The sequence below is a fragment of the Mesotoga sp. UBA5557 genome, assembly GCF_002425715.1.
GTDB lineage: Bacteria > Thermotogota > Thermotogae > Petrotogales > Kosmotogaceae > Mesotoga.
The window spans coordinates 53,755-75,836 of record NZ_DIMV01000099.1; the positions used below are offsets into that span (position 1 = coordinate 53,755).

General features: G+C 46.1%; 25 protein-coding genes. 19 read left to right on the plus strand and 6 right to left on the minus strand.

What is annotated here, in order from left to right; translation table 11 throughout:
• Positions 1-8: 8 nt before the first annotated feature.
• The 10 genes from B3157_RS12390 to B3157_RS12435 all read left to right on the plus strand — a co-directional run bounded on the left by B3157_RS12390 (position 9) and on the right by B3157_RS12435 (position 9,588).
• On the plus strand, positions 9-506 hold the full coding sequence (locus B3157_RS12390) for a molybdopterin-dependent oxidoreductase (RefSeq protein ID WP_214059882.1): 498 nt from the start codon (positions 9-11) through the stop codon (positions 504-506).
• 55 nt (positions 507-561) lie between these two features.
• Positions 562-1,572, plus strand: coding sequence for an alcohol dehydrogenase catalytic domain-containing protein (locus B3157_RS12395; RefSeq protein WP_292590748.1), 1,011 nt, complete (start codon positions 562-564; stop codon positions 1,570-1,572).
• Positions 1,573-1,583: 11 nt separating this feature from the next.
• Entirely contained in the window at positions 1,584-2,837 is a 1,254-nt protein-coding gene (locus B3157_RS12400; RefSeq protein WP_292590749.1) for an ABC transporter substrate-binding protein, read from the plus strand.
• Positions 2,838-3,075: 238 nt separating this feature from the next.
• Complete coding sequence (locus B3157_RS12405; protein WP_099828458.1) at positions 3,076-3,894, plus strand: carbohydrate ABC transporter permease; 819 nt, start codon at positions 3,076-3,078, stop codon at positions 3,892-3,894.
• Positions 3,884-4,711: a carbohydrate ABC transporter permease gene (locus B3157_RS12410; protein ID WP_099828459.1), complete on the plus strand. Its 828-nt coding sequence runs from the start codon at positions 3,884-3,886 to the stop codon at positions 4,709-4,711. The genes B3157_RS12405 and B3157_RS12410 overlap by 11 nt, the downstream gene beginning before the upstream one ends.
• Complete coding sequence (locus B3157_RS12415; RefSeq protein ID WP_214060310.1) at positions 4,708-5,541, plus strand: PfkB family carbohydrate kinase; 834 nt, start codon at positions 4,708-4,710, stop codon at positions 5,539-5,541. The genes B3157_RS12410 and B3157_RS12415 overlap by 4 nt, the downstream gene beginning before the upstream one ends.
• A complete protein-coding gene (locus B3157_RS12420) occupies positions 5,538-6,485 on the plus strand; it encodes a sugar-binding transcriptional regulator (RefSeq protein ID WP_099828461.1) in 948 nt (315 codons plus the stop codon). The genes B3157_RS12415 and B3157_RS12420 overlap by 4 nt, the downstream gene beginning before the upstream one ends.
• A 1-nt stretch (position 6,486) precedes the next feature.
• A complete protein-coding gene (locus B3157_RS12425) occupies positions 6,487-7,458 on the plus strand; it encodes a diacylglycerol kinase family protein (protein WP_292590750.1) in 972 nt (323 codons plus the stop codon).
• Positions 7,455-8,435: an ADP-ribosylglycohydrolase family protein gene (locus B3157_RS12430; protein ID WP_292590751.1), complete on the plus strand. Its 981-nt coding sequence runs from the start codon at positions 7,455-7,457 to the stop codon at positions 8,433-8,435. Before B3157_RS12425 ends, B3157_RS12430 begins: the two co-directional genes overlap by 4 nt.
• Positions 8,428-9,588: an MFS transporter gene (locus B3157_RS12435; RefSeq protein ID WP_292590752.1), complete on the plus strand. Its 1,161-nt coding sequence runs from the start codon at positions 8,428-8,430 to the stop codon at positions 9,586-9,588. The genes B3157_RS12430 and B3157_RS12435 overlap by 8 nt, the downstream gene beginning before the upstream one ends.
• A 97-nt stretch (positions 9,589-9,685) precedes the next feature.
• Here the strand turns inward: B3157_RS12435 and B3157_RS12440 are convergent, their stop codons facing one another.
• On the minus strand, positions 9,686-10,054 hold the full coding sequence (locus B3157_RS12440) for a hypothetical protein (protein WP_292590753.1): 369 nt from the start codon (positions 10,052-10,054) through the stop codon (positions 9,686-9,688).
• 295 nt (positions 10,055-10,349) lie between these two features.
• Here B3157_RS12440 and B3157_RS12445 point away from each other — a divergent pair, with 295 nt between their 5' ends.
• The 6 genes from B3157_RS12445 to B3157_RS12470 all read left to right on the plus strand — a co-directional run bounded on the left by B3157_RS12445 (position 10,350) and on the right by B3157_RS12470 (position 16,019).
• Entirely contained in the window at positions 10,350-11,402 is a 1,053-nt protein-coding gene (locus B3157_RS12445) for a WD40/YVTN/BNR-like repeat-containing protein (protein ID WP_292590755.1), read from the plus strand.
• Between the two features lie 885 nt (positions 11,403-12,287).
• Positions 12,288-12,611: a PadR family transcriptional regulator gene (locus B3157_RS12450; protein WP_102818751.1), complete on the plus strand. Its 324-nt coding sequence runs from the start codon at positions 12,288-12,290 to the stop codon at positions 12,609-12,611.
• A 2-nt stretch (positions 12,612-12,613) separates the two neighbouring features.
• Positions 12,614-13,546, plus strand: a complete 933-nt coding sequence (locus B3157_RS12455) for an HAAS signaling domain-containing protein (protein ID WP_292590757.1) — start codon at positions 12,614-12,616, stop codon at positions 13,544-13,546.
• A gap of 295 nt (positions 13,547-13,841) precedes the next feature.
• Positions 13,842-14,885: an ABC transporter permease gene (locus B3157_RS12460; RefSeq protein WP_292590758.1), complete on the plus strand. Its 1,044-nt coding sequence runs from the start codon at positions 13,842-13,844 to the stop codon at positions 14,883-14,885.
• Between the two features lie 108 nt (positions 14,886-14,993).
• Entirely contained in the window at positions 14,994-15,497 is a 504-nt protein-coding gene (locus B3157_RS12465) for a hypothetical protein (RefSeq protein WP_292590760.1), read from the plus strand.
• A gap of 21 nt (positions 15,498-15,518) precedes the next feature.
• Positions 15,519-16,019, plus strand: a complete 501-nt coding sequence (locus tag B3157_RS12470) for a hypothetical protein (protein ID WP_292590761.1) — start codon at positions 15,519-15,521, stop codon at positions 16,017-16,019.
• Between the two features lie 126 nt (positions 16,020-16,145).
• Here the strand turns inward: B3157_RS12470 and B3157_RS12475 are convergent, their stop codons facing one another.
• The gene (locus B3157_RS12475; protein WP_292590763.1) at positions 16,146-16,580 is read right to left on the minus strand and encodes a hypothetical protein; all 435 of its coding nucleotides are present in this window, start codon (positions 16,578-16,580) and stop codon (positions 16,146-16,148) included.
• 216 nt (positions 16,581-16,796) lie between these two features.
• On the opposite strand from B3157_RS12475, the gene B3157_RS12480 reads away from it, so the two are divergent.
• The 3 genes from B3157_RS12480 (at position 16,797) to B3157_RS12490 (ending at position 18,178) form a co-directional block, all read left to right on the plus strand.
• A complete protein-coding gene (locus tag B3157_RS12480) occupies positions 16,797-16,925 on the plus strand; it encodes an NAD(P)-binding protein (RefSeq protein WP_243392166.1) in 129 nt (42 codons plus the stop codon).
• Positions 16,926-17,122: 197 nt separating this feature from the next.
• On the plus strand, positions 17,123-17,389 hold the full coding sequence (locus B3157_RS12485; protein ID WP_292590766.1) for a hypothetical protein: 267 nt from the start codon (positions 17,123-17,125) through the stop codon (positions 17,387-17,389).
• Positions 17,390-17,392: 3 nt separating this feature from the next.
• A complete protein-coding gene (locus B3157_RS12490; protein WP_292590768.1) occupies positions 17,393-18,178 on the plus strand; it encodes a phytoene desaturase family protein in 786 nt (261 codons plus the stop codon).
• Between the two features lie 81 nt (positions 18,179-18,259).
• Here the strand turns inward: B3157_RS12490 and B3157_RS12495 are convergent, their stop codons facing one another.
• The 4 genes from B3157_RS12495 to B3157_RS12510 all read right to left on the minus strand — a co-directional run bounded on the left by B3157_RS12495 (position 18,260) and on the right by B3157_RS12510 (position 21,991).
• A complete protein-coding gene (locus B3157_RS12495) occupies positions 18,260-19,213 on the minus strand; it encodes an ABC transporter ATP-binding protein (protein WP_349680402.1) in 954 nt (317 codons plus the stop codon).
• Positions 19,210-20,091 carry an RNase adapter RapZ gene (rapZ, locus tag B3157_RS12500; protein WP_292590770.1) on the minus strand — a complete coding sequence of 294 codons (882 nt, stop codon included), beginning with the start codon at positions 20,089-20,091 and terminating at the stop codon, positions 19,210-19,212. Before rapZ ends, B3157_RS12495 begins: the two co-directional genes overlap by 4 nt.
• Before the next feature lie 590 nt (positions 20,092-20,681).
• The gene (locus tag B3157_RS12505) at positions 20,682-20,855 is read right to left on the minus strand and encodes a hypothetical protein (protein WP_292590772.1); all 174 of its coding nucleotides are present in this window, start codon (positions 20,853-20,855) and stop codon (positions 20,682-20,684) included.
• A gap of 626 nt (positions 20,856-21,481) precedes the next feature.
• Positions 21,482-21,991, minus strand: coding sequence for a zinc ribbon domain-containing protein (locus B3157_RS12510; protein ID WP_292590774.1), 510 nt, complete (start codon positions 21,989-21,991; stop codon positions 21,482-21,484).
• Positions 21,992-22,082: the final 91 nt, after the last annotated feature.

Genomic DNA, 22,082 nt, shown 5'->3' on the forward strand with positions numbered 1-22,082 from the left:
AAATAAGTATGAAGAAAACCTTAGTGGTTGTTCTTGCGGCAATGCTTCTGTTTTCTGCTGCGGTAATCGCGAATCCCGTACTAAAGATCAGTGGTGTGATCGCGTTGAGAAACGAGGAAGGCGTCTGGCAACTCACACTTGACGAGTTCAAAGAACTGCCCCAAACCGAGTTCTTTGTCACCGATCCCTGGATGGGTGACAAAACATATGTGGGAGTAACTCTCGCCGATCTGCTGAAGTTCGTAGGAGTTCCTTCGGGCGCGAAAAAAGTCGTGATGGTCTGCTCCGATGAGAAAGAATTCGCAGTAGCTTATGAAGATGCTTTGAAGTATCCGATAATGCTGACTCACTCAACCAGATCGGGCGAAAGCTTGAGGGCTCTTCCAGCAAGCCAGGGCGGTCCTATAAAGCTTGCATATCCGATCAACGACTTCCCTGAAATCACCGACAAGTATCCATCAGATAACTGGGCATGGTACGTTGTCGAAGTCAGGGTTGAGATGTGATTTTCGTAATGGGGGAGGCCAACTCCCCCATTATCTGTTAGAAGAGGTGGCTGATTTGAAAGCAGCAATTTACAAGGGCATTGGGAAGATCGAAATCGAAGATATTGATACTCCCACAATTCAGGTAAACGAAGGCCTTGTCAAGATAGGGATGGTCGGTGTTTGCGGCACAGATATCAAGACATTCAACAAAGGTCATCACATGTTCAAACCGCCTTGCATTCTAGGGCATGAATTCACGGGAAGAATTGTAGAAAGAGGCGCATCGGTAGATCGCGATTTCGGTGATTCTAGATATGTTATTGCCCCCTACATAGAGTGCGGTAAATGTGAGATGTGTCAAAAGGGAGTTCCCGAGCTCTGCTCAAAGAAATTCTGGGTCGAAGGGGCCTTTACCGAGTATGTGAAAGTGCCGTCGGAGATCCTGGAAAGGGCGACTCTGAAAATACCCGATGATGTTCCTGAAAGTACCGCGACCCTTACAGAACCGCTTGCCTGTGCGATTCATGGCATTGATAAGGCAAGAATAAAACCTGAAGACAGGGTCCTGGTTGTTGGAAGCGGGCCAATGGGGCTGCTTCTTGGAAACGCTCTGAAGAACATGAGATGCGAGACATACATTTCCGATGTTGATAAGAACAGGCTGTCCATGGCAGCAAACTGCGGTCTCAAAACTATAGACTTCAGTGATTCGAGTTTCGAAAGCTTCAAGAAGAGTCAATCTCGTTTCGATTCAATTATCCTTGCAAATGATAAAAAGGAACTTGTCAATCAGCTTCTACCTTTTGTTTGTCCGGGCGGAACATTTGAACTGTTTGGTGGAATGTCGAGAGACACGATCCTGGAGATAGATCCTTACTTTATTCACTATAAAGAGGTAGATCTCGTCGGCACTTTTGGTTTCTCCGAGAAGGATTTCAAGAAGGCTTTCGGCTTCATCACTAGCGATCCAGATTCTTTCTCGAGATTGATTTCCAGAGTTTGGGATCTGGAGAATATTGACGAAGCCTTTAAAGATGCTATTGACAAGACCAAAATCAAGATTGTCGTCAAGGTCTCCCACTAGGAGGGATTTAAGTGAAGAAGGTATTTCTCTTTTCGTTACTTCTCATAGTCAGCACGGTTGTATTCGCTGTTACCCTCGATTTCTACTGTCTTGCCTGGCAACCTGCAGCGGTCGACAAAATATACGATCTGGTCGATATCTGGAACATGGAGAATCCGGACATTCAGGTCAATATCATCTGGGGTACATGGGAGTCTTCAGACCAGTACCTGTTGACGAGTTTTCAGGGCGGAAATGCACCGGACGTCTTTCATACTGATGCAGAGAAGTTCCGAGAGTATGGGATGATGGGATACGCTGCACCGCTGAACAGTTACGTCACAGACGACATGATTGCTGACATTCCCGCCCACATATTCGAAGATTGCTACGATTTCACTGGCAATCTATATGGTATTCCGTGGTGTCAGGAAACGCAGGTGATCTTCTACAACAAAGACATATTCGAAGAAAGCGGAATCAGATTACCTCTCGACAGAATGATTTCGTGGGAACAGCTCCTCGATATTGCTCAAAGCGTTACAAAGAAAGACGAAAACGGGAATGTAATAACCTGGGGAATCCTCGCTCCGCTGATGGAGAGGTTTCACTGGACGTTGATCGCTCAGAAAGACGGAACGATACTTACGAAGGACAGCAATCATAAATGGAAGGTCGAGATCAATGAGGGGGCAAAAGAGGCTATTGAATTCTACCTTTCGCTAATAACGGAGCACAGGGTGATGCCGAGAGATGTTATAAGCATAGACTACACCTCTCTAATGCAGGGATTCATAAACGGAAACTACGCAATGGTTACCTTCGGCTGCTGGAACAGACGGTTCTTGCTTCAGAACAAGAACTTCAACTGGGGTATGCTTCTTGTCAAGAACGGTGACAACAAGATCAATGCGTCCGACCCCCAGGCTTTCGGTATCTCAAAGCTGTCCAAGCACAAGGATGAGGCCTTTGCCTTTATAGAATTCATGACAAATACTGAAAACTCAGCCGAGATAAGCTACAGCGACTATCTCTTCCCTGTCAGAGAGTCATCTCTCGAGGATCCGAGATTCAGCTCTCCGGAAAACGAATGGGACATCGCAAAAGCCTGGCTCCAATACTCGGACAACGTGAAGCCGGGGATGCCCGGATTCTACTCCTTCGAATGGAAGCTGTTTGTTCCGAATCTCGAAAAAGTCATCCTCGGAAGCGTGAGCCTCGATGCCGCCCTTAAGGATACTGTCACTGAAGGAAACAAGATGCTGAAGAAACTCGGGCTTCAATAATCAGTTATAGCTTGAGGAGAGTGAAAGGACTCTGCAGAGGTTGTGTGTACTGTTTGATCTAAGCTCTTTTGAGAGACTCCTTTCATTATTTCCTTATTAAGAGCTTGTATTCGCCAGTATTAAGGTGATACTGGCAGTCTGTGAAAAACATGCTACCGATTAACTCGGTAACTGTCGGGAGTGATGATAAATCAGAAAGAGCGAAACGGCCAAGGCGCTGCCGTATATTCTACCGGTATTGATCGTAGTAGCGCTCATAAGTGTATACCCATTTGTTAACGGGATATACAACAGTTTCTTTTCCGATGCTGTCTTCGGAGGTGGAAAGTACTTTTCAGGCCTTGAGAATTTTAGAGACCTGATGTCTGACAGCCTCTTCTGGACCGGACTGAAGAACAACTTTATATGGTCGGCCGCATGTGTGGGATTTGAGCTTGCAATAGGTATGCTGATAGCGCTGTTGCTCAATCTTCCGTACATAAGGCTCAGAGGGCTATACAGAGCACTAATCCTTCTTCCCTGGGCAACAACTCCCGTTGTCGCGGCGTTGATCTGGAGATACATCTTTGGGGTAATGGGACCGCTGAATTCCTTTCTGAATGCTGTGGGATTTGCAAATCCTCCCAACTGGTTGGTAACCCCCGGCTATTCTCTCTTCGCCTGTATAGTCGCAAACATCTGGATAGGCCTCCCATTCGTTATTGTGACTCTTCTGGCGGGACTGCAGTCCCTTCCGTCTGATGTATACGAGGCCGCTGAAATAGATGGTGCCGGTGTATTGAAGAGGTTCTTTCATCTCACTCTGCCTCTAATGAAGAGCTTGATTCTGATCCTTGTTACCTTGAACACTATCTGGACTTTCAACATGTTCGATATCGTCTACTCAATGACAAACGGTGGACCTGGAAACTCTTCTATGTTGCTGTCGCTGTACTCCTATCAGAACGCTTTCGCCTACTTTCAGCAGGGTTATGCTTCTGCAATCGGCGTAATCTGTCTGCTTATTCTCCTTCTACCAGTAACCTTTTACATTAGGGAGGTAAGAAATGAGGCCTAAGAGAAGCGTAGTAATTACAATGAACATCGTTGCCTTTGTAGTAGTTCTCCTAATCCTCTCTCCTCTCTTGATGCTAGTACTAAACTCTTTCAGAGAGACTATGGATATTTATCAGAATCCCCTAAAGCTTCCCGAGAAGTTATATACCGGAAATTACTCAAAGATCTTCCAGGACACCAGTTTTCGCAGGAACTTTGCGAACAGCATGACAGTTACCCTCGTCACCGTTCTGCTTTGCATAGTCATAACAACGCTGGCAGGTTACGCCATGTCTAGATTCAAGTTCAAGGGAAAGAATCCCTTGATACTTTGGTTGCTAGCTTCCCAGGCTTTTCCGGGAATTCTTATGATTATTGGCCTCTTTTCTCTTTTGAACCGATATTCTCTTCAGAACAATCCCATAGGTTTGATTATTCTGTACACTACCTTTACTATCCCTTTCTGCAGCTGGCTTCTTAAGGGGTACTTCGATGAGATTCCTCAGGCACTTGAGGAAGCTGCAATGATAGACGGCTGTACTCGCTTTCAGGCAATGAGGAAGATAATCGTACCGATGGCCGTTCCGGGGATTGTTGCTGTCGGAACGTTTGCCTTTCTTCTCTCGTGGAATGAGTTCTTTTTCGCACTTGTAATCATGAGAGAGAATGCGAATTACACCCTTCCAGTATTTCTCTCAAGGTTTGTTGGAACTGGAGGCGCCGTTGAGTGGGGTGCGCTTTCGGCCGGAGCTCTCATCACTGCTCTTCCTCCTATCCTTCTATTTCTTCTCTCGCAGAAGTATTTGATCGGAGGCTTAACGAGAGGTGCTGTCAAATGAGAGCTGCGGTTATTGGTGCGGCCTCAATCGACAGATACTTGATTCTCGATTCATATCCTGAAAGAGATTCCATGGTATTTGCAAAAGGCACACACAATTTCATCGGGGGATCGGGAGCAAATATCGCGCTGAATCTCTCGAAATATGTTGAGACGGACTTCTACTTTGGTACGGGAAATGATTTAACTTCGGAGTGGATTCTCAAGAGGCTTTCTTCTTCGAAACTGAACCTAAGCTACAAAATCGAGGATGGACCTGGTGCTGAGACGATAGTGATGTTGGATTCTCACGGAGAGAGAAGAATCATATCGCTTGGAGGCCACGCTCTCTTTAGCGGCGTAATCGATGAAAAGAGATACGATGCGATTTGCGTAGCCGACAGTTTCAAGGAAGTAGCTGTCGATGCTTTCCGAAAGTCCTCTGAATCTCTGAAGGTCTATGTGCCTGGTGGTTGTGGTCTGTATTTCGGCGTAGATGACGTTATTGAGGTATCCTGTCTGTCGGATTTCACTATACTCTCGGAGGGTGAAGCGCAGACCATTCAAGACAGGATAAGTGAGATAACCTCAAACGTAATCATAACCAGAGGATCATCCGAGACGATCTGGATAGACGGAAACAAGAGCCGTCGTTCATTTGAAGTCGAGAACACTGGAGGAAAGCTCGCGGACACTACAGGTGCCGGCGACGCTTTTGCCGCAGGATTTATAGAGAAGTTCATGAAGTGCGGGGATCCGGTCCAAAGCATCTACCATGCTCACAGGAAGGCTGCGGAAGTGATCTCGGTAATTGGGCCAAACCTCGTGGAAGGGAGGAAAGACCTACGATGAAAGGACTGATGGCCGATAGAGACACAATGATAAAGGTGTGCAAACTCTATTATCTTGAAGACCTGACACAGAGTGAAATAGCAAAACTGGTCGGAATATCCAGGCCTCAAGTGAGCAGGTTACTCACAAAAGCCAAGAACGAGGGGATCGTGAGGATCGAAATCGATTCGGGAAGCCTGGGAAATTCTGAAGAGATCTCAATGGAGATGAAAGAGAGATTCGGCCTGAAGAACGTTATCGTTGCGGATGAAGGAACGGAGGTAGGAACAATAACCTCGATCGCTATATCTGCAGCTAAATTTCTTCCCGATTACGTGAAAAATGGACAGCTTGTGGGGATCTCCTGGGGTCGAACTCTGTACGAGACAGTTGAAAGAGTCGTGTTCAACGGGGAGCTTCCAAACACAACATTCATACCCTTAATCGGCGGCGTTGGCCAGTTGCGCCATGAGTATCAAATGAATTCAATAGTTGAGAAGATCGCAAATTCCTTTCACAGTAATCGTTACTACCTTTTCGCTCCGGCCTTCATAGAGAACTCGAAGACTCTGAATATGATGCTCGAAGACGGCTCAATAAGATTCATGTCGGAGATGTGGAAGAGGCTGGATCTGGCAATTGTAGGTATAGGTGAACCCATATCTTTATCCAACGCCTTCAAGAACATCTACGACAAGGAGTTCCTTGCTAATCTTATGAAACACGCAGCGGTTGGCGACATAGCAGCGAGGTTCTTTGATGCCAGCGGAATACCTTGTGTTTCCGGAAACGAAAACATTCTGGGGATTTCTCTTGAGCAGCTGAAGGAAGTTCCCGAGGTAATTGGAATTGCCGGTGGAAAGGAAAAGGCTCTGGCGATTCACGCGGCAATTAAGGCCGGATACATCAATTCAATCGTCACGGATCGGAGTACGGCTCTCCAGATACTCCGGATGGAGAGGTGATATGAGAATCGGATTAGTTTACAATCCAAACTCCGGTAAGCGAGAGAATGATCGAGGTCTCATGAAGGCTCTCGCCTCAAAGCTTCAGGGCACGCATCTCTGCTGCACCGGATCAACTCATTTCCACCTGAAAGAGTATTTCGATCTGGAAGTAATAGGATCGGAGCCAATACTCAGCGACTACAGGGACACCGTAAACGCCGGCAAAGTCCTTTCAGAGACAGATCTAGTGATCTCAATCGGGGGAGACGGAACTGCATCCGATATCGTTGCGGGTATGCGCAAGATCGGAAGGCTTGTGCCTGTTGTAGGCGTAGCTCTAGGAACGTCAAATTGCGGACCCTTCATAGTTCTGAGATCGGTCAGCGATATACATGAATTCGACTTCCTGAATATTGAGCCCATATGGGTAACGGGACTGGATGTCTTTGAAGAAAGGTACGTGGGTTCGGCATTCAACGATATCGTCATTTCCCAGACACTAATTTCGACAGTTGAGGGAGAGACCTGCACTATCGATGCTTCGGATTTCTTCTACAAAAACAAGAGAACACCTCGAGAACCTACATCAATTGCTTCAGCCGCAAGCAGATTGGAGATCAATGGCGAAGAGATCACGCCGCAGTTTCAACCCTCTCAGATAATCATCTCTCCATTCTCTGAAGACATGAAGTCTCTATATGCATACAGGGCAGTTAATGGGCTCCTTTGCTGGCTGCCGTATTCACTATGCAACTCGGCAATGATTGTCTCTTCGAGGCCGATAATAACTATGGTGGAACCGGGCGAGACCGTTTCCGCGGACCTCAAGCAGTTTATCCTTGCCAGCACTGATACAGTGCGGCTATCAGGCTTCAATGCCTTCTGCGTAATAGATGGCAATCCAAGAGTGGATCTTTCAGTGAGTGTCGGGATTGAAGTGGTAACAAATGCCAGAGCAGGACTCTGTGTACGAAGAAGTGATGGAAAGTGAGCAGGATTCTCCGGGCACTTGAAGCATTCGCAGTTGGCGATGCGATGGGAATGGTAACGGAATTCATGACCCGACGCCAAATCTATACCAGGTTCAGTTTCGTAAGTGATCTGCTGGAACCAGAACACTCGCCTATCCACAAAAATCTAACAAAAGGTCAGATAACTGATGACACAGAGCAGGTGCTTTACTTGATAAAGCTCTACAATGAGAAAAGAAACTTCTCACAGGAGACGGTCAAAGAAGCTCTTTGCAGGTGGGAGGACGAGTGCGACCCTGTCGCGAAAGGCTACATAGGACCGAGCACTAAGAGAGCTATCGAAGCCTTCAAAAATAGGCAGGACTTCGAAAGCCTTGGTACAACCAGCGGGGCACCAATGAGAGTGCTAGCTCCAGTGTTATGTAATCTAGACAAAAGCGAGAAACATCTTGTCGAAGCAATAAGAAACTGTACTGCCCCTACTCACAACACGAATCTTGCTCTTGAAGCTTCTCTGGCAGTCGGATTTGCCTATTACTACGCTGCGAGGGGGTTGAATGCCGACGGGATTGCCGAGGCAGCAATACGAGGCTCAAAAGTAAACGAAAGACTCTCTTGTGCCGAATTTGTTGGACCTTCGGCCGGCGAAAGACTTGCTGCTATCAAAGGTCTCATCGGTGGGCAACATCCTGACGATTTCTTGGACAGGCTTTACTATGTATTCGGAACAACTATGGAGGCCGTGGATGTCGCCGTGGCAGCGATTGCCATAGGCCTTTTCTGCAGAGATGATGTCTGGCTGGCAATAAGAATGGGCGCTTCGATAGGTGGTGATACCGATACTATAGCCGCAATAGCTGGAGCACTGTCTTCTCTTCAGGGCGATGCAAACAACATCCCTCACTTCATAACCCAGAGAGTTCTGAAGGCAAATGAAGATCTTGATCTTGAGAAGCATGCGAGATACATCGAAAAGATGAGTGATATAGATGATTAAACTCCTCTCCGGAAGCGCCTCCGTTGGAATTATCTACGGAATCTTCAATTTCGTTCTCATACCCTATCTCAACGGCAAGTTTCACTCAACCGCTCTGGCTGGTAATCTCGTTTCGGCCGGAATGATCATAACGATCTTCACAGGGATGCTTATCGGCTATCTTGGTGACCGAAGCAAAAAGTATCTTGCCTTCATTAAAGGACTCTTCATCATTACGATTATCAGTATGTTCATACTCAGCACTAACAACGAGATCCTATTGGGTATTGCGGCTGTAGTTTTCACCATGTCGATTTTCAGTTTGCTTACACCTTACTCTGCCCTAGTCAGCAACGTAAGTAAGCCCGGCAGAAAGGATAGAAACTATGGATTCATGATGGGTGTTATGAACATCGCCACCTTTCTCTCCTCTCTCTTTATAGGAGTCACCCTTTCAAGAAGCGGTGAGACAGCATTTGTGGTTTTCTCAATAGCCGCTGCAGTTCTCGTTGTTCCGCTTTTCTTCTATCGGTCAGAGTCCCACATAGTTGATTCTGCTGTGGGCATCAAAGAAGAAGATTTGAGGTTCAGAGTTGACAGGAAGATAGTATTTGTGATGATCTCACAGTTTGGCCTGTGGTTTTCAATGGGCGGGATACTTCCCTACCTGACATCTTTCATAAGCAGTGATATTGGTGTGTCTCTTGGCACTGCATCATCGATAATGGGAGTTTCAACTCTAGTGAGTGGCGTGACTTCTCTCATGACTGGTACTCTGAGCAAAACGCTCGGGCAGAAAAGGCTGCACATTACAGCGCTTTCTATCCTGGCCGGCGTTTTCTTGTCAGTTAGTATCTTCTACTCTGGATTCCTGGGTCTTGACCCATTTCTGATGCTTATCGTGTTGATTCTCTTTAGCTTTGCTTTAGGAATAGTTCTCGCCCTCAACGTGACGATCGTTTCAGATACAGTCTCCCTTGCAAATCAGGGGAAAATCTTCGGTCTCAATAACATAGTTATGGTCCTATCTCAATCGCTCGCTCTGAGTCTTATCGGCTCTCTGATATCGTTGAGTGGTTACAACCTTGCCTTCGTTTTCGTCGCAGCAGGGTTCGCGGTAGCAATCGTGTTTTTCGTCATGAGTACGCTATGTTGTCGAAAAACCGTCTCATAACATGAGACGTGCGAAACATAGAGAGTGATTATCAACTGAAAAACAAATCGAATGAAAAGGAAGACATTCAATCAAGGCATCTTCGTTTAGATTTGAGCTATTCGTGAAGACGTTCGCATCTTTCGTACCAGAGTACTCTGTAATCTTCGTGGTTGATTATTCTGCCAACAAGGTCATACGGAGTGAAAACTCCTTCCTCTACACACCACTTCACACATTCCTCATACGCCTCTAGGTCTAGCTTCTCGTCTGTTATCCCGATGAAGATCGAGTCATGACCTTCGATAATCGCTGCTACGGCTCGTGTATGCCCATCGGCCATAACGAGCTTACCGTCAAAATCGATTACCGGAACCGGAACGCTCTTGAGAGTCTCCTTATTCCGAATCGCTCTGAGTTTGTCCTTTGATATATATAGCTGGCTTGGCTGGAGATACTCAATTCGGACTTTGAATCTTTCTGACATCTACTTCGCTCCTCCAAGAACCTTGACTACAGATTCTCAAATGCACATCGAATCAATAAACGTCTGAGTGAACGATCCACTTCTCGTAGACTAACCTACCATACATTATGAAGAACGCAAGTGCTATTATTTCACTGTTGAAGGGCTTTCCCTACTTAGTCTTGCCAAACATTATGAACAGGCGGGCCTTGATTTAGTCCCAGAGACCGCAAAGGGCTAAGGCCAGAAAAGTGCCGATGATTATCTTCAAAGAATGGAACGAAGTTCTCATAAACCTAGTATAAAGGAGGAAAAAATGATGAAGAGAAGTCTGATTTGGACTACAAGTCTTCTTTTAGTCGTGTTTGCCATCACCAGCTGTATACCCTTTCCGAAAGCGAAAACCTACCGCGCATGGGTAGTGGGGCAGACAGACACAAACGGAATCGCAATGGTTTACTTCTCGGACGATTCCGGTGAAACCTGGACGCGCCAGGCCATGGACATCCTGCCTGAAGGTAAGAGTTTGGAGGATGTTCTTTCCGTAGATCAGAATAGAGTCTGGGCTAGCGGTTCAGACGGGCTCTTAATGAAAACGGTCAATGGTGGCTCCGACTGGAAAATAGTTGAAGTTTCGGAAGTTGCCACTGATTCCTTTTTTGCTTTCCTTTCGATTTTTGAAGACAGAATTTGGGTCAGCGGCGACAGCGGACTTGTCATCTTCTCTGAGGACAATGGCGATAGCTGGACGGTTTGCGACCTTCCTGAAAACGGAGCAGATTACTTGATTCAGGGAATCCACGCAATAAACCAGAATGTGATCTATGCGGTTGGAAACAAATCAACACCCAGAGCCGGAATAGTACTGAAAAGTGAAAATGGTGGCCAAAACTGGGACGAGATTAATCTCCCCAACAACTACAACGATAATGGGTGGATTGGCGTTAAGGCTACGGATGAAAATCATATAGTCATCTACGGTGGCCAAGGCCACTATGCCGTGACTGCCAATGGTGGGAAACAATGGGTTACAGGAGGCCCGCTCTTTCCAAAAGACCTGAACTCTCTGGTAATGATGGACGGTTCAACTTACTGGGCAGCCTGCGATTTTGATACGATAATCCTTACTGAGAACAGTGGAATAAGCTGGGAGGAGCAACCGTCAGCAGGAACAAGCAACTCCTTTTTGTTAGGGATAGATGCGCTCGACAGAAATAACGCATTAGTTATCGGTTCTTCGGCCGGATACCCGCAATTCGGTAAAATCTTGCGCACAACAGACGGAGGGAATAATTGGGAAGTAGTCCTTAGTGCAGAGGAATGTCCGGTTACCCTCAGTCATGTTTCGATAGCTGAGAAGAGTATGTGAAACCGGGGTCGGGGATTGTGTAGATTGGGGTTTGGAAAGAGCAGAATAAGACGCAAGGCGCCGGAATGCATCGGCGGAAGTGATGCCACCTTCGGTGGGACGCATTGCACTGAAAAGCATCAGTGGACGCAAGGCTGGCGAAGANNCTGGCGAAGACCACGCCAGGTCCAATGCCCGGAGAAGCATACGGGGACGCAAGGCCCGCTTCGCGGGGATGAAAACTCTTGGAGAGCAAAAGAGACTATTTCGCCGTTGAATGGTTCTCCGTTCTCCGAAAAAACCTGTTCTTCGTTCCAGAGCGAGGATCTGTTCTTCGTTCTTGGAATTCGCTGATCGCTTGTAAAAGCTCAGCTGCAAGTGACAAGTTGCGATTTGTATGTTGTTAGAGCATAAGCTAGGAAGGCAGTTCTCGAGTTTGATTCCAACGAAGGACGCCTCTTTAAAGCGGAAGTGGTTCTTCACAGCGCTCAGCATGTTTTCGGAAACGTTTTTCAAAGAACTAGATCCCGATCAGTTTCATATCGGGATGACAGTCTTTTCTTGATTCGTGTCATCTGGCGTGCTTCTGGCCAGAGCAGCTTTCATATCCTATCGGTGAACGGGTCTCTGTCGGTCCCGGAGGACGGCGGAGCGGTGCCGGTCAACGTTCTACTCAGCAGCGTTCAGAGATTAGTGGCTCTTAGCCCGCGAAGCGGAACCGGCCTCGCCGAAAGCGAGACTGGCCGCACGAAGTGCGACTGGCCTGCGTAAGCAGACTGGCTTCTCTTATTTTCTTGAAGAACAAGCCCGCATTCATGAAGTCTTAACCGACACCATACTATATCGTTATACTAATACTGGATATCATACAGTACAATAATATCAACATAGTACCGAGGTGATGTTATGGATATAGGGAAACTGGCAACGGAAATGAACAGAGGCTTCATTCAACTATTGATAATGGTGATGCTGGATGAACCTATGTACGGGTACGATATCGTTAAGACGCTGGGAGAGAAGAGTTTCTCAATTGATGAAAACACTTTGTACCCTCTTTTGAGAAGACTTGAAGAAAGAGAGATTCTTTCGAGCGAGTGGAGGGTCGAACAGAACAAACCAAGGAAATACTATTTCGTATCGGAGACTGGGAGACAGGTGAGAAAGGAATTACTGAGAATCTGGAAGGAACAGGAACTACTTCTAAAGAGCTTTGTTGGGGAGGTATGAAAATGGTAAGACTGAAGAAGTATCTCGATGATGTAAGAACCTTTCTGCCTGGAACTGATCCAGATAAGGTAGATGAGATTCTAAGAGAAATCGAAAGCCACCTTCTAGAAAGGGCAGAGCGGGAACACGGCGAAATCAACGACACCACGGTCGCTATGTCCATAAAGGAATACGGTTCACCCGAAGAGGTTGCGGCGAGGTATTACGAGGGCGGTCCTATAATTGCCCCTCATCTTAAGAACTATCTCTTCATGTACACGGGAATCCTATTCGCGATTCACCTCGGACTGCATCTAATTGCCTTTGTCTTTGGTGAAAATGGAGCGATCTTTAACTTCAGAGGTACAGATCTGATAAGTCTTGTCTCACAGCTGCCGGTAACTTTTATCTTTGATTTCGGGCTTGTGAGCTTGATTCTTTACTTCGTGACGCAGGCAAAGGGTACTGCAAAGCTCCCCCATTTCACATATTTCATCAGAGAAGAAAAGACACCTTCAATTGGCAAGAGGATCGGATCTCTTATAGGAACCTCTGCTGGCGCCGTGATTACCTTCCTTGCCTTCACATATGGACCGTTCTATCTTGGAAACGGTGAGTTGACAGAGATCGCGATTGTTGCACTTGACTCCTTCAAATTCGGTCTCTTCCTGGCTTTTGGATTGCTGATAATAGATTCAGTATCAAATCTGATCAACATTTTCAATTACTCGAGGTTCAGCAAAATCGTCTCAAATACTCTAGGCCTTGTCTTTCTCTTTCTTGCAGTCTCGCCCGATTACAAATCAGATATCTCATCCTACCTAAGTCTGAACCCTTCAAGTGTCGATCATCCCATGCTTGTCGCAATACTATTCTTAATGGCTATAGTATTAATCGTGGATCTGGTGTTCGAAACCATAAAGTTCTGGGCTAACAGGATTGTAAGAACTAATTGAGACTGTCCGATGGAAATCCGGAGGGGCGTTGCCCCTTTTTTCTTTTTTGCAGAGAAGACCTTCAACAAAACAGTAAAGTTGAGAACTTCAGATTAATTGGGTTTTCTTTTAATAACTGTTTGTTGCAGTAACTAGCTTGCTCCGTCAATTAGCCAATCGCTCGCCCCCGACTCTACTTGGTGATACAATTCATTAGGCAGTCTTCATAAGGTCTTGAAGAACTCCCTTTGTTGGAGTCTGACTTTGGAATTCTGCTTTCGGGTGAGTCATTTTCCTTAGCTGCAGGAGGTACAATTTGGCCGCTTACATTATTAGAAGACTTCTGTTCTTGCCACTTGTTGCCTTTACTGTAACTCTGGTTGTATTCGCTGTAGTTTGGTCGATGGGACCCGATGTGCTGTTGAGAGCATACATGACGGGAAACGCTTCGAAGTCCCCGAATGCTGAACAGAGGATAATCGAAAAATACGGGCTCGATAAACCGGCAGTTGCCATGTACTTCAAGTGGCTTGGGAACACCCTCAAGGGAGATATGGGATACTCTTTGACCGCCAGTTCATCGGTTTCCGAAGCGATTATCTCAAGACTTCCGGCAAGCCTAGAACTGCTGATACTAGCGATTATACCTATAATCATTATTGGTTCAAGGCTAGGAATAAGAGCAGCCATGCATCCAGACGGAATTGCTGATTCTGTCTTCGGATTCTTTTCGATAGTAGGCTGGGCAACCCCAGATTATGTAATGGCTCTGCTCATTCTCGTGGGCAGCTTCACCATATTCGGCTGGCTTCCTATCGGCAGTCTGACCACCGGGTTAATTACGAATTGGACCTCCTACACTAACTCCCTAATAATCGATTCAGTTCTCAATCTGCGCTTCGATATCCTTTTGTCTCAACTAATCAATCTTGTGCAACCTGTATTGACCCTCTTCATCGTGCATTCGGCTTATGTTTTTCAGATAAGCAGGGCAACTGCTCTCGATGTCAAGAAAAGAGATTATGTTAGGGCAGCAAGATCAAGAGGTGTGAGCGAAAGAACGATAATGCTAAAACATGTTAGAAAGAATGCTCTGATCCCTGTCGCAACTGTTGGAGGCGAGCTCTTCGCATCGCTTTTCGCAGGACTTGCCTTTGTTGAAACCATCTTTGCGAGACCGGGTATAGGAAGGCTGCTAACTGACGCAGCAATAAGCGTTGAAGTGCTGACACTCTCAGGCTGTGTACTTCTGATAGCCGCCATGATGATTATCGTGAATATCGTTGTAGATATTATTTATTCCTTAATCGACCCACGAATCCTTCTCTGGGATAATGGGAAGGGATCTAGAGCAGATTAACGTTTTCTGGCCGCTCACAGAATTTGATTAGCGATTGAGCAGACAGTGTGGAAAGAAGATCGCTTTTGGATGTTGCAGACGTACAATGAACGTTAGGGGGTGAAACCTATGAAGAAGTCCGTTCTAGTACTTTTCATTCTGCTCGTTGCTTCGTTCTCATTCGGCAGCCTTTCTCTGGGACTGATTAATGTAGCTGCAAAGACCGAGTCTCTTTCGAACACTCCACTTTCCGGCTTCGTTGGAATAGACGTACTGGGCATAGATCTGCGGTACGATCTTGGACCTTTATCGTTGGGAGTAGCAACTCCATTTCTGATGTTTACTCTCTCTGAAGACACCGGCATTAAGACCTCTTTTGTGATCCCTGGAGTTGCCTGGTTAGTATATGCGGGGCTGAAGCTTGATATGGGCGTCTTCTATTTCAGGGGAGACATCGGTCACACATTCGCTTTCGGAGAGCAGTTGCAGCTTGGTTTTTCACCTCTAAGACTGGGAGTTGGAATGAATATCATTCCCAATTACTACATAGAGTTCAACACAGCTGTAATTCTCCAGAAATTCAGCGAGACTGTGGGGAAGATCTATGACTTCAAGATCGGTTACAGATTCTGATAGAACAAAGAGGTGGTCAAGGTGAAGAGATTGCTTGCCACAGCTGTAGTAGTAACGGTGCTGGCAATGTCTTGTCTTTCGAGGAATCCCACGATTGAGGTTTACAGAGATCGTTTCCAATCGGTCACCTACTACGATATCGAGAAATTCAGCGAGAATTTGAAAACAGAGAGTATCAACATTTCACGTAATGAGAAGCGTATGCTGGAAGACGGAGACATTCTTGTTTATCTCACTGATCAGGAAAGGCTTGGAAAGATGTTGATACTCGAGCTCGACAAGGGTGAAAGCGGATTCGTGTTTTTTGACTTTGTTACGTATGACGAGAACGGCCTAGTATTCATCGAGAAGAGATTTGTGAAGCTTCTAACTTCGTATATTTTCGACTTCGACAAAGGAATCATCCCTGAAAAGACCGAAGGTGTCGAACTGTGGTGTCACAATCTGGATGACGTCGAGATGTATCTCGTTCCATGGAATCCAGCGAAGCTCGGAAAATACCCGACTGCAGGGCTGAATTGACAAGCAGCGAACTCGTTCCAAGAAGGCAGAGTTTTCACTGAAGGGATTTCAGAACAACCTTGAATCAAAGATTGCTCTCTGTTAACAAACCGGAACTTGAACGACTCTAGAAGCGAAATCCATTCTCTAGAACTCAAGCTGAACGAGAAATGTGGGAACTATCTTCAGGCTAGTATCGACAAAAAACTCCCCAGGCAGATTAACGGGAAATCCCAGTTCTGCACCGATAAAAAGCTCTCCAAAATCAGTGGCGAACCCGTAGCTCGCACCTGCTCGTGCGAGAAGGAGGCCTTCCATTTCACCGAGGTGAAAAAGGATCTCAGTTCCACCGTGAACTCTCCAGGAGGCGATATCTTTGTAAAGATACATACCCGGAACCAATACGATTGAATCTGTATCAAAGATTACTCCCGCCTTGGCCTGAAATCCAAGAAGCCACGTATCAAAATTGATTGCGGCAAAGGGCTCGAAATGACCGTGTATCTTGACGCCGACACCGAAACCAATTCCAATGGCAGATGCAGAAATAACAAGTACCAAAGCAATACAGACAAACCTCATGAAAGCATACACCTCCTCGAATAGTTCAATTCTATCTCAAGTCGAGTCAATAATCCCTAGAAAGTGCTCAATAGTCTAGTACAAAACTCGCTTAGCGAACAGGCACATTCAAGAGTGATAGAATTAACTCGTAATTACCAGTTCTCTCATCTGTTCTCTGTTACATTCGGTGGGAGGGCTTTCCAATCGTCCAATTAAGAGTTTAAGGAGGCTAAGATGGCAAAGATTGTTATCATCGGAGGTGGAATCGGCGGACTGGCCGCGGGGTGTTTTGCCAGAATGAACGGATTCGACCCGATAATACTTGAGAAGTCAAGCAAATTGGGCGGTCTATGCACCTCATAGGATAGAGGCGGATATGTTTTCGATGGCTGTATTTGCCATCTTGCTGGGCTACCTCCGGAACCCCTCTCTACAACATGCGGAAGGATTTGGGCGCCATGCCTTCAGAAGTTCACTTCCCCGAAGAGTTGGTGAAAGCAGAAGATTAATCGGGCAATGAGTTCACGGTTTACTACTATCTCGAAAGACTTGAAACCGAAATGAAGAGAATCGCTCCTGAAGACTCTCATACAATAGAGGACTATATCAACGGAATCCGCAGACTTTCAGATATGGATCTTCTAGAAGTGGGATTCTGGAAATTCAGAGACTGGATCAAGAACATCTTTGCTCTCATAGAGAACAGAAAGGTCACGAAGTACACAATGATTGCTTTTGCTCAGAGATTCAAGAATCCTGCCTTAAGGATGTTCTTTCCAGTCATTCAATGCGGTTGGGCAAATATCCCCATGACTCTCAATCTTTGAGTAATGGCAGGCTCCAACGCAAAGAGATGCGGAAGGTACTCCGGAGGTTCCGGTAAGTTCATCGAGTCAATCGTGAAGAGATACGCTTCCCTCGGGGGCGAGATACTGTACGATTCGTCAGCAGTTAAGGTCATTGAAAGGGAGGGAAGGGCAGTCGGAGTAAGGCTCGAAAGTGGTCAGGAGCTTAACGCCGACTATGTGGTTTCAGACGCCTACGGCTATGATACTTTTAAGAAACTAATAGATGAGAGACACCTCACCGATCGGCTGCGCTCGATGTATTCGAAGCCCATCGACAGAATGATGATGGCTCCGCACGTGCCTTTTGGCATTGACATGGACCTGTCACAATTGCCGAATGCAATGTCTTTCTTTCTGGATGAACCGATTGAGATTGCAGGTGACGGATGCTCCATAGTAAACCTTCTGAATTACAGTTATGATGGAACAATGGCGCCAAAGGAAAAGATTGCCAGTAACACTATCAATGCAATCGAGAGAGTTAATCCCGGCATCACCGATGAAGTTGAAGTGACTGATGTTGCAACGCCAATGACTACAGAGAAGTTCACGTCAAATGGACGTGGCTACGGGAGCAAAGAGGACTTTCGAATGAAAGACACTCTCAGGGGACTTCTCAACAAACCACTGGTATTGAAGACTCTTAAGAACTTCTCCGTAATAGGACATACTATAGGTGGAACAAATCTCTACGGCTGTGCCGCGATGGGCAGGAACACCGTCAAAAAGATCTGCAAGAAAGAGAAGAAGAGTTTTGTGGGTTCCTGAGATATAGATTCAATACGATTACTCTCTGAAGTAGCATGGAGAGGAATACTTCAAGATCCCTCTCCCAAATAAGCATTGCCTCTACTCTGTCAACTTCAAAGAGCCCGCTCCTATCTTATTCTTTGTAGCTTTGTCGAAAAGCAAGTAGTTGACTGAAGGAAAGGAGATCTCCATCTTCGAATCAACTACGAAATCGACTCTTCCAAAGACGACTATTGAGAACATCGTGTTCTTGATTTTTGCCCTCACCACTGTCTCCATTCCAGAAGGAAGCGTTGAGTAGATAACACAACTATTTGCTCCGCTGTACGGGTTTAGCGTGATGTCCTCCGGTCTCAAACCAATTATTACTTCGTCACCGTTCTTAACTTCTGCCTCTTTGCTCTTGAAAATCATCTCCATGGTGAGTTCGGCGGTTTCAAGAGAGACTCTATCTTTCTCAGCGCCCTTAACTGTGGCATCCAGGAAATTCATTGAAGGATTCCCGATGAAATCTCCGACGAAGATATTGGACGGCTGATCGTATATTACGAGCGGCGGCGCATATTGCTGGAGAACGCCCTCTTCAAGAAGACAGACCTTGGTTGCCAGAGTCATCGCTTCCAGCTGGTCGTGGGTAACGTATACGACAGTCGATTCGATTTCTCTGTGGAGCCGTTTCAACTCGGCTCTCATTTCCATTCTCAGTTTGGCATCCAGGTTAGAAAGCGGCTCATCCATCAAGAGCACCATAGGATTTGGAGCGAGGGTTCTTGCAACTGCTACTCTCTGTTGCTGACCGCCCGAAAGTTCTGAAGTATACCTGTCAAGAAGATCGCTTATCTTGACGAGATCGCCCATTTCCTTTACGCGTTTTCTGATCTCTTCTTTGCTCCACTTCATGTTTTCAAGACCGAAAGCAATGTTCTGATAGACGGTCATATGTGGCCAAAGCGCATAATTCTGGAACAAGAGGCCGACATACCGCTTATCCGGAGATAGGTTAATCTGCTTCTCACCTGAAATACCTCCAAAATTAGCAAGAATATGGATCAGGAGTTCTCTTTATGTATTTTTTGCTCTCTGTGATCAAGCGAAAGCCTTACACTATCTATCTTGAGCGCTTCGTACAGACGTTCGGCGATATACACAGACCTATGCTTGCCCCCGGTACAGCCAATAGCTATCTTGATGAAGTTTCTTCCGCTTCCCGCGAATCCCTCTATCGTTATCCTGCATAGTCTCAAAACAGTGTCGAAATAGCTTTCGATTTCCGGATAGGTCTCCAAATAATCCTTAACTTGTTTGTCCATTCCTGTGAGCTCTATGAGATCCTCGTAATAATAGGGGTTGGGAAGGAATCTCACATCGAAAATCAGGTTGGCATCATGAGGCACTCCTTCATTATAAGAGAAGCTCTCTATTTCTATTCTCATAGGTGGAAGCGAATATCCCTTGCCGCTAATTATCGAAACAATTGCCTCTTTCATCTCTTTCATATCCATTCTTGAAGTATCGATAACATGACCACAGTGCAGTTTCAGCGGCTCCATGATACTTCTTTCCTTCTGAATCGCTTCTTCAAGTCCTATCTCTTCCTGGAGAGGATGTGCTCTTCGCGTCTTCTGATATCTGTAGTACAGAACCTCGTCCTCAGCATCGAGGAAAATCGATGTTACTCCCAATCCTCTCTCTTTAAGCGATTCAATGCTCTCAATTACCTTATCCATTCCGCCGAACTTCTTGGCCGTACGAATATCGATTACGACGGCACTCTTGTCGATTTCCTGCTCGCCGATTATTCTTACAAGCTCTTCAATAATCGAAGGAGGAACGTTGTCCATGCAGAAGAAGCCAAAATCCTCAAGAACATCGATTGCCGAAGACTTTCCGGCGCCGGACATTCCGGTTACAACGATAATAGATGAAGACATTCGTAGCATCACCGCCCAAATGGAAAACATAATTAGAAAACGAGAAATAGAAGATTCTATATTTAATTATACAACAGTTTGTAATAACTCCAATTAGTAGCACGACGCCAGACCGGATTCATGTCTTTCGACATTGTTTTCTCAACTACTGATTCATCCTAACCCCGTGAGACTTCCCAAGATCAATAGATGCGAGTTTTCAGCCTACATTCGTTGTTATAGATAACCTCAATTGCCGTAGAAGAGTTCTAAATCCTTCTTCAGCTCTTCCAGAGCCTCGGGATTAACATAGATCATATGGCCGCCCTCGTAGACTCTGTGAATGATGTTGGCACGAAGAGAATCCGAGATCTTGATATGATCAATGCTATAGGCAACCGATTCAAAGGGGTACTCAAGATCAACCTTCCTCCAGCGACGAAAACTCTTAGATAGGGCGCTCTGGTCAAAGCATGTGAAAGGGCGTCACTTGCATCGGGAAATCCCAGGTTAAGTGAATCAGGCATTTCTGGCTCAACTTTGCCGCCCTCCCAATTCCTGTTCAGATACACTTCTGCGTTCCCGCTCACTTTCGGTAAGGCAGATTTGTTTCATATCCTATCTCTCTGGATGTAATCATTTGCGCATGTCTTCAGCTGCCCCGAAAGATTGAACATTGTGCCATCATTTGAGGCCCCAATACATGGTCCGATTGCCGTTATTCTTGAGTCATACGCGCTCAGGGAGCGGTCGCTCTCTTCTAGCAGCAATGTACAGAAGTCCACCTGGTTCATCCTTAGATTTCGTTGATAGAATAAGGCCGAGCTGATCCCTGTAAGCATTTCCAGAATCTCTGCTATACTCCGTTTTCTATCGTCGGCAAGCTTGTTTCCCTCCCAGAGCGCGCTTACATACTCCTCCTTTACCCATCTACTTGCCTCTTCAACAAGAGTCTCCAGCTCACCTTAGAGACCTTGCTGTGAAACCAGGCAGAAGCGACATAGGCAGGAGTTCAGAGAGCAAATGCCTTGTCCTCCGTTGAACTCCACTGGATAGTTCCGAGATCGAAGACCGGGGAGATGAAAATCAGTCCTGAAGGACAAACTCGAGCGAGGATCTGTTCTTCGTTCCCAGATCCGCTGTACGCTTAAGACCGAACAAGGACCCGCTGATCGCTGTGAGATTAAGTTCCCCCATCAACTTTTAGTGGCAAACGGATTTTGGTCTTCCAAGCGTTCAGCGCTCAGCGCTCAGCGAAAAGCGGCTCTTTCCCTGCGAAGCAGGCATTGCNNAACTGACAACTTGCAACTGTTCTTTCGAAGGACGGGTCCATGATCCGGGACGAAGGACCAAGGACGTCTCCTCACAGCGCACAGATCTTCTGCTGCCATGCATCTCGGAGTCTTTTTACTCAGTCAAGATTGAAATCGTGTCCACAGTTCTTGCAGAAACGATTCTCTTTTTTGTTCAACATATAGCAAAGGCTACATTTCTTGTAACCAGTGAGAGAGGTTCCGCAACTGGAACACTTGCTTGCCTTGTCGTCATTCTCTGTGCCGCACTCCGGACACCTAGAATAACTCTTACTCTTCTTCTTCTCGATTCTTGCCTCTCTATCGGAAACAAAGGTGTAGTCGTAGGTCATTTCCTCCTGAACTTCGCTCCTGCTAACGGGTTCCTGTTCACTAACAGGACCGGAGAAGCTCTTCGTCTTCGCCATGCCTAGAAGCATTCTCCCGAGGGTTGTTGCGATGAAGCCCAACACTATAAAAACGAATACACTTCCAAAAACAAGGCTTAGATACGGAGCCAGAAAGAAACTAGCAAAGCTAAGCATTATCAAGCCTATGCCGACACCGTAGACTATTCCACCGATAACTTTGATTACTGTTCTCACTGGATCACCAGAGCGGATGTACATTTCACCACCGTCCTTTCAATTCAATTGTACAATGTCTTTCAATATGATCAACTTAGATTACTCACAGTTCCTTTTGAGATGGGAAAGAAAA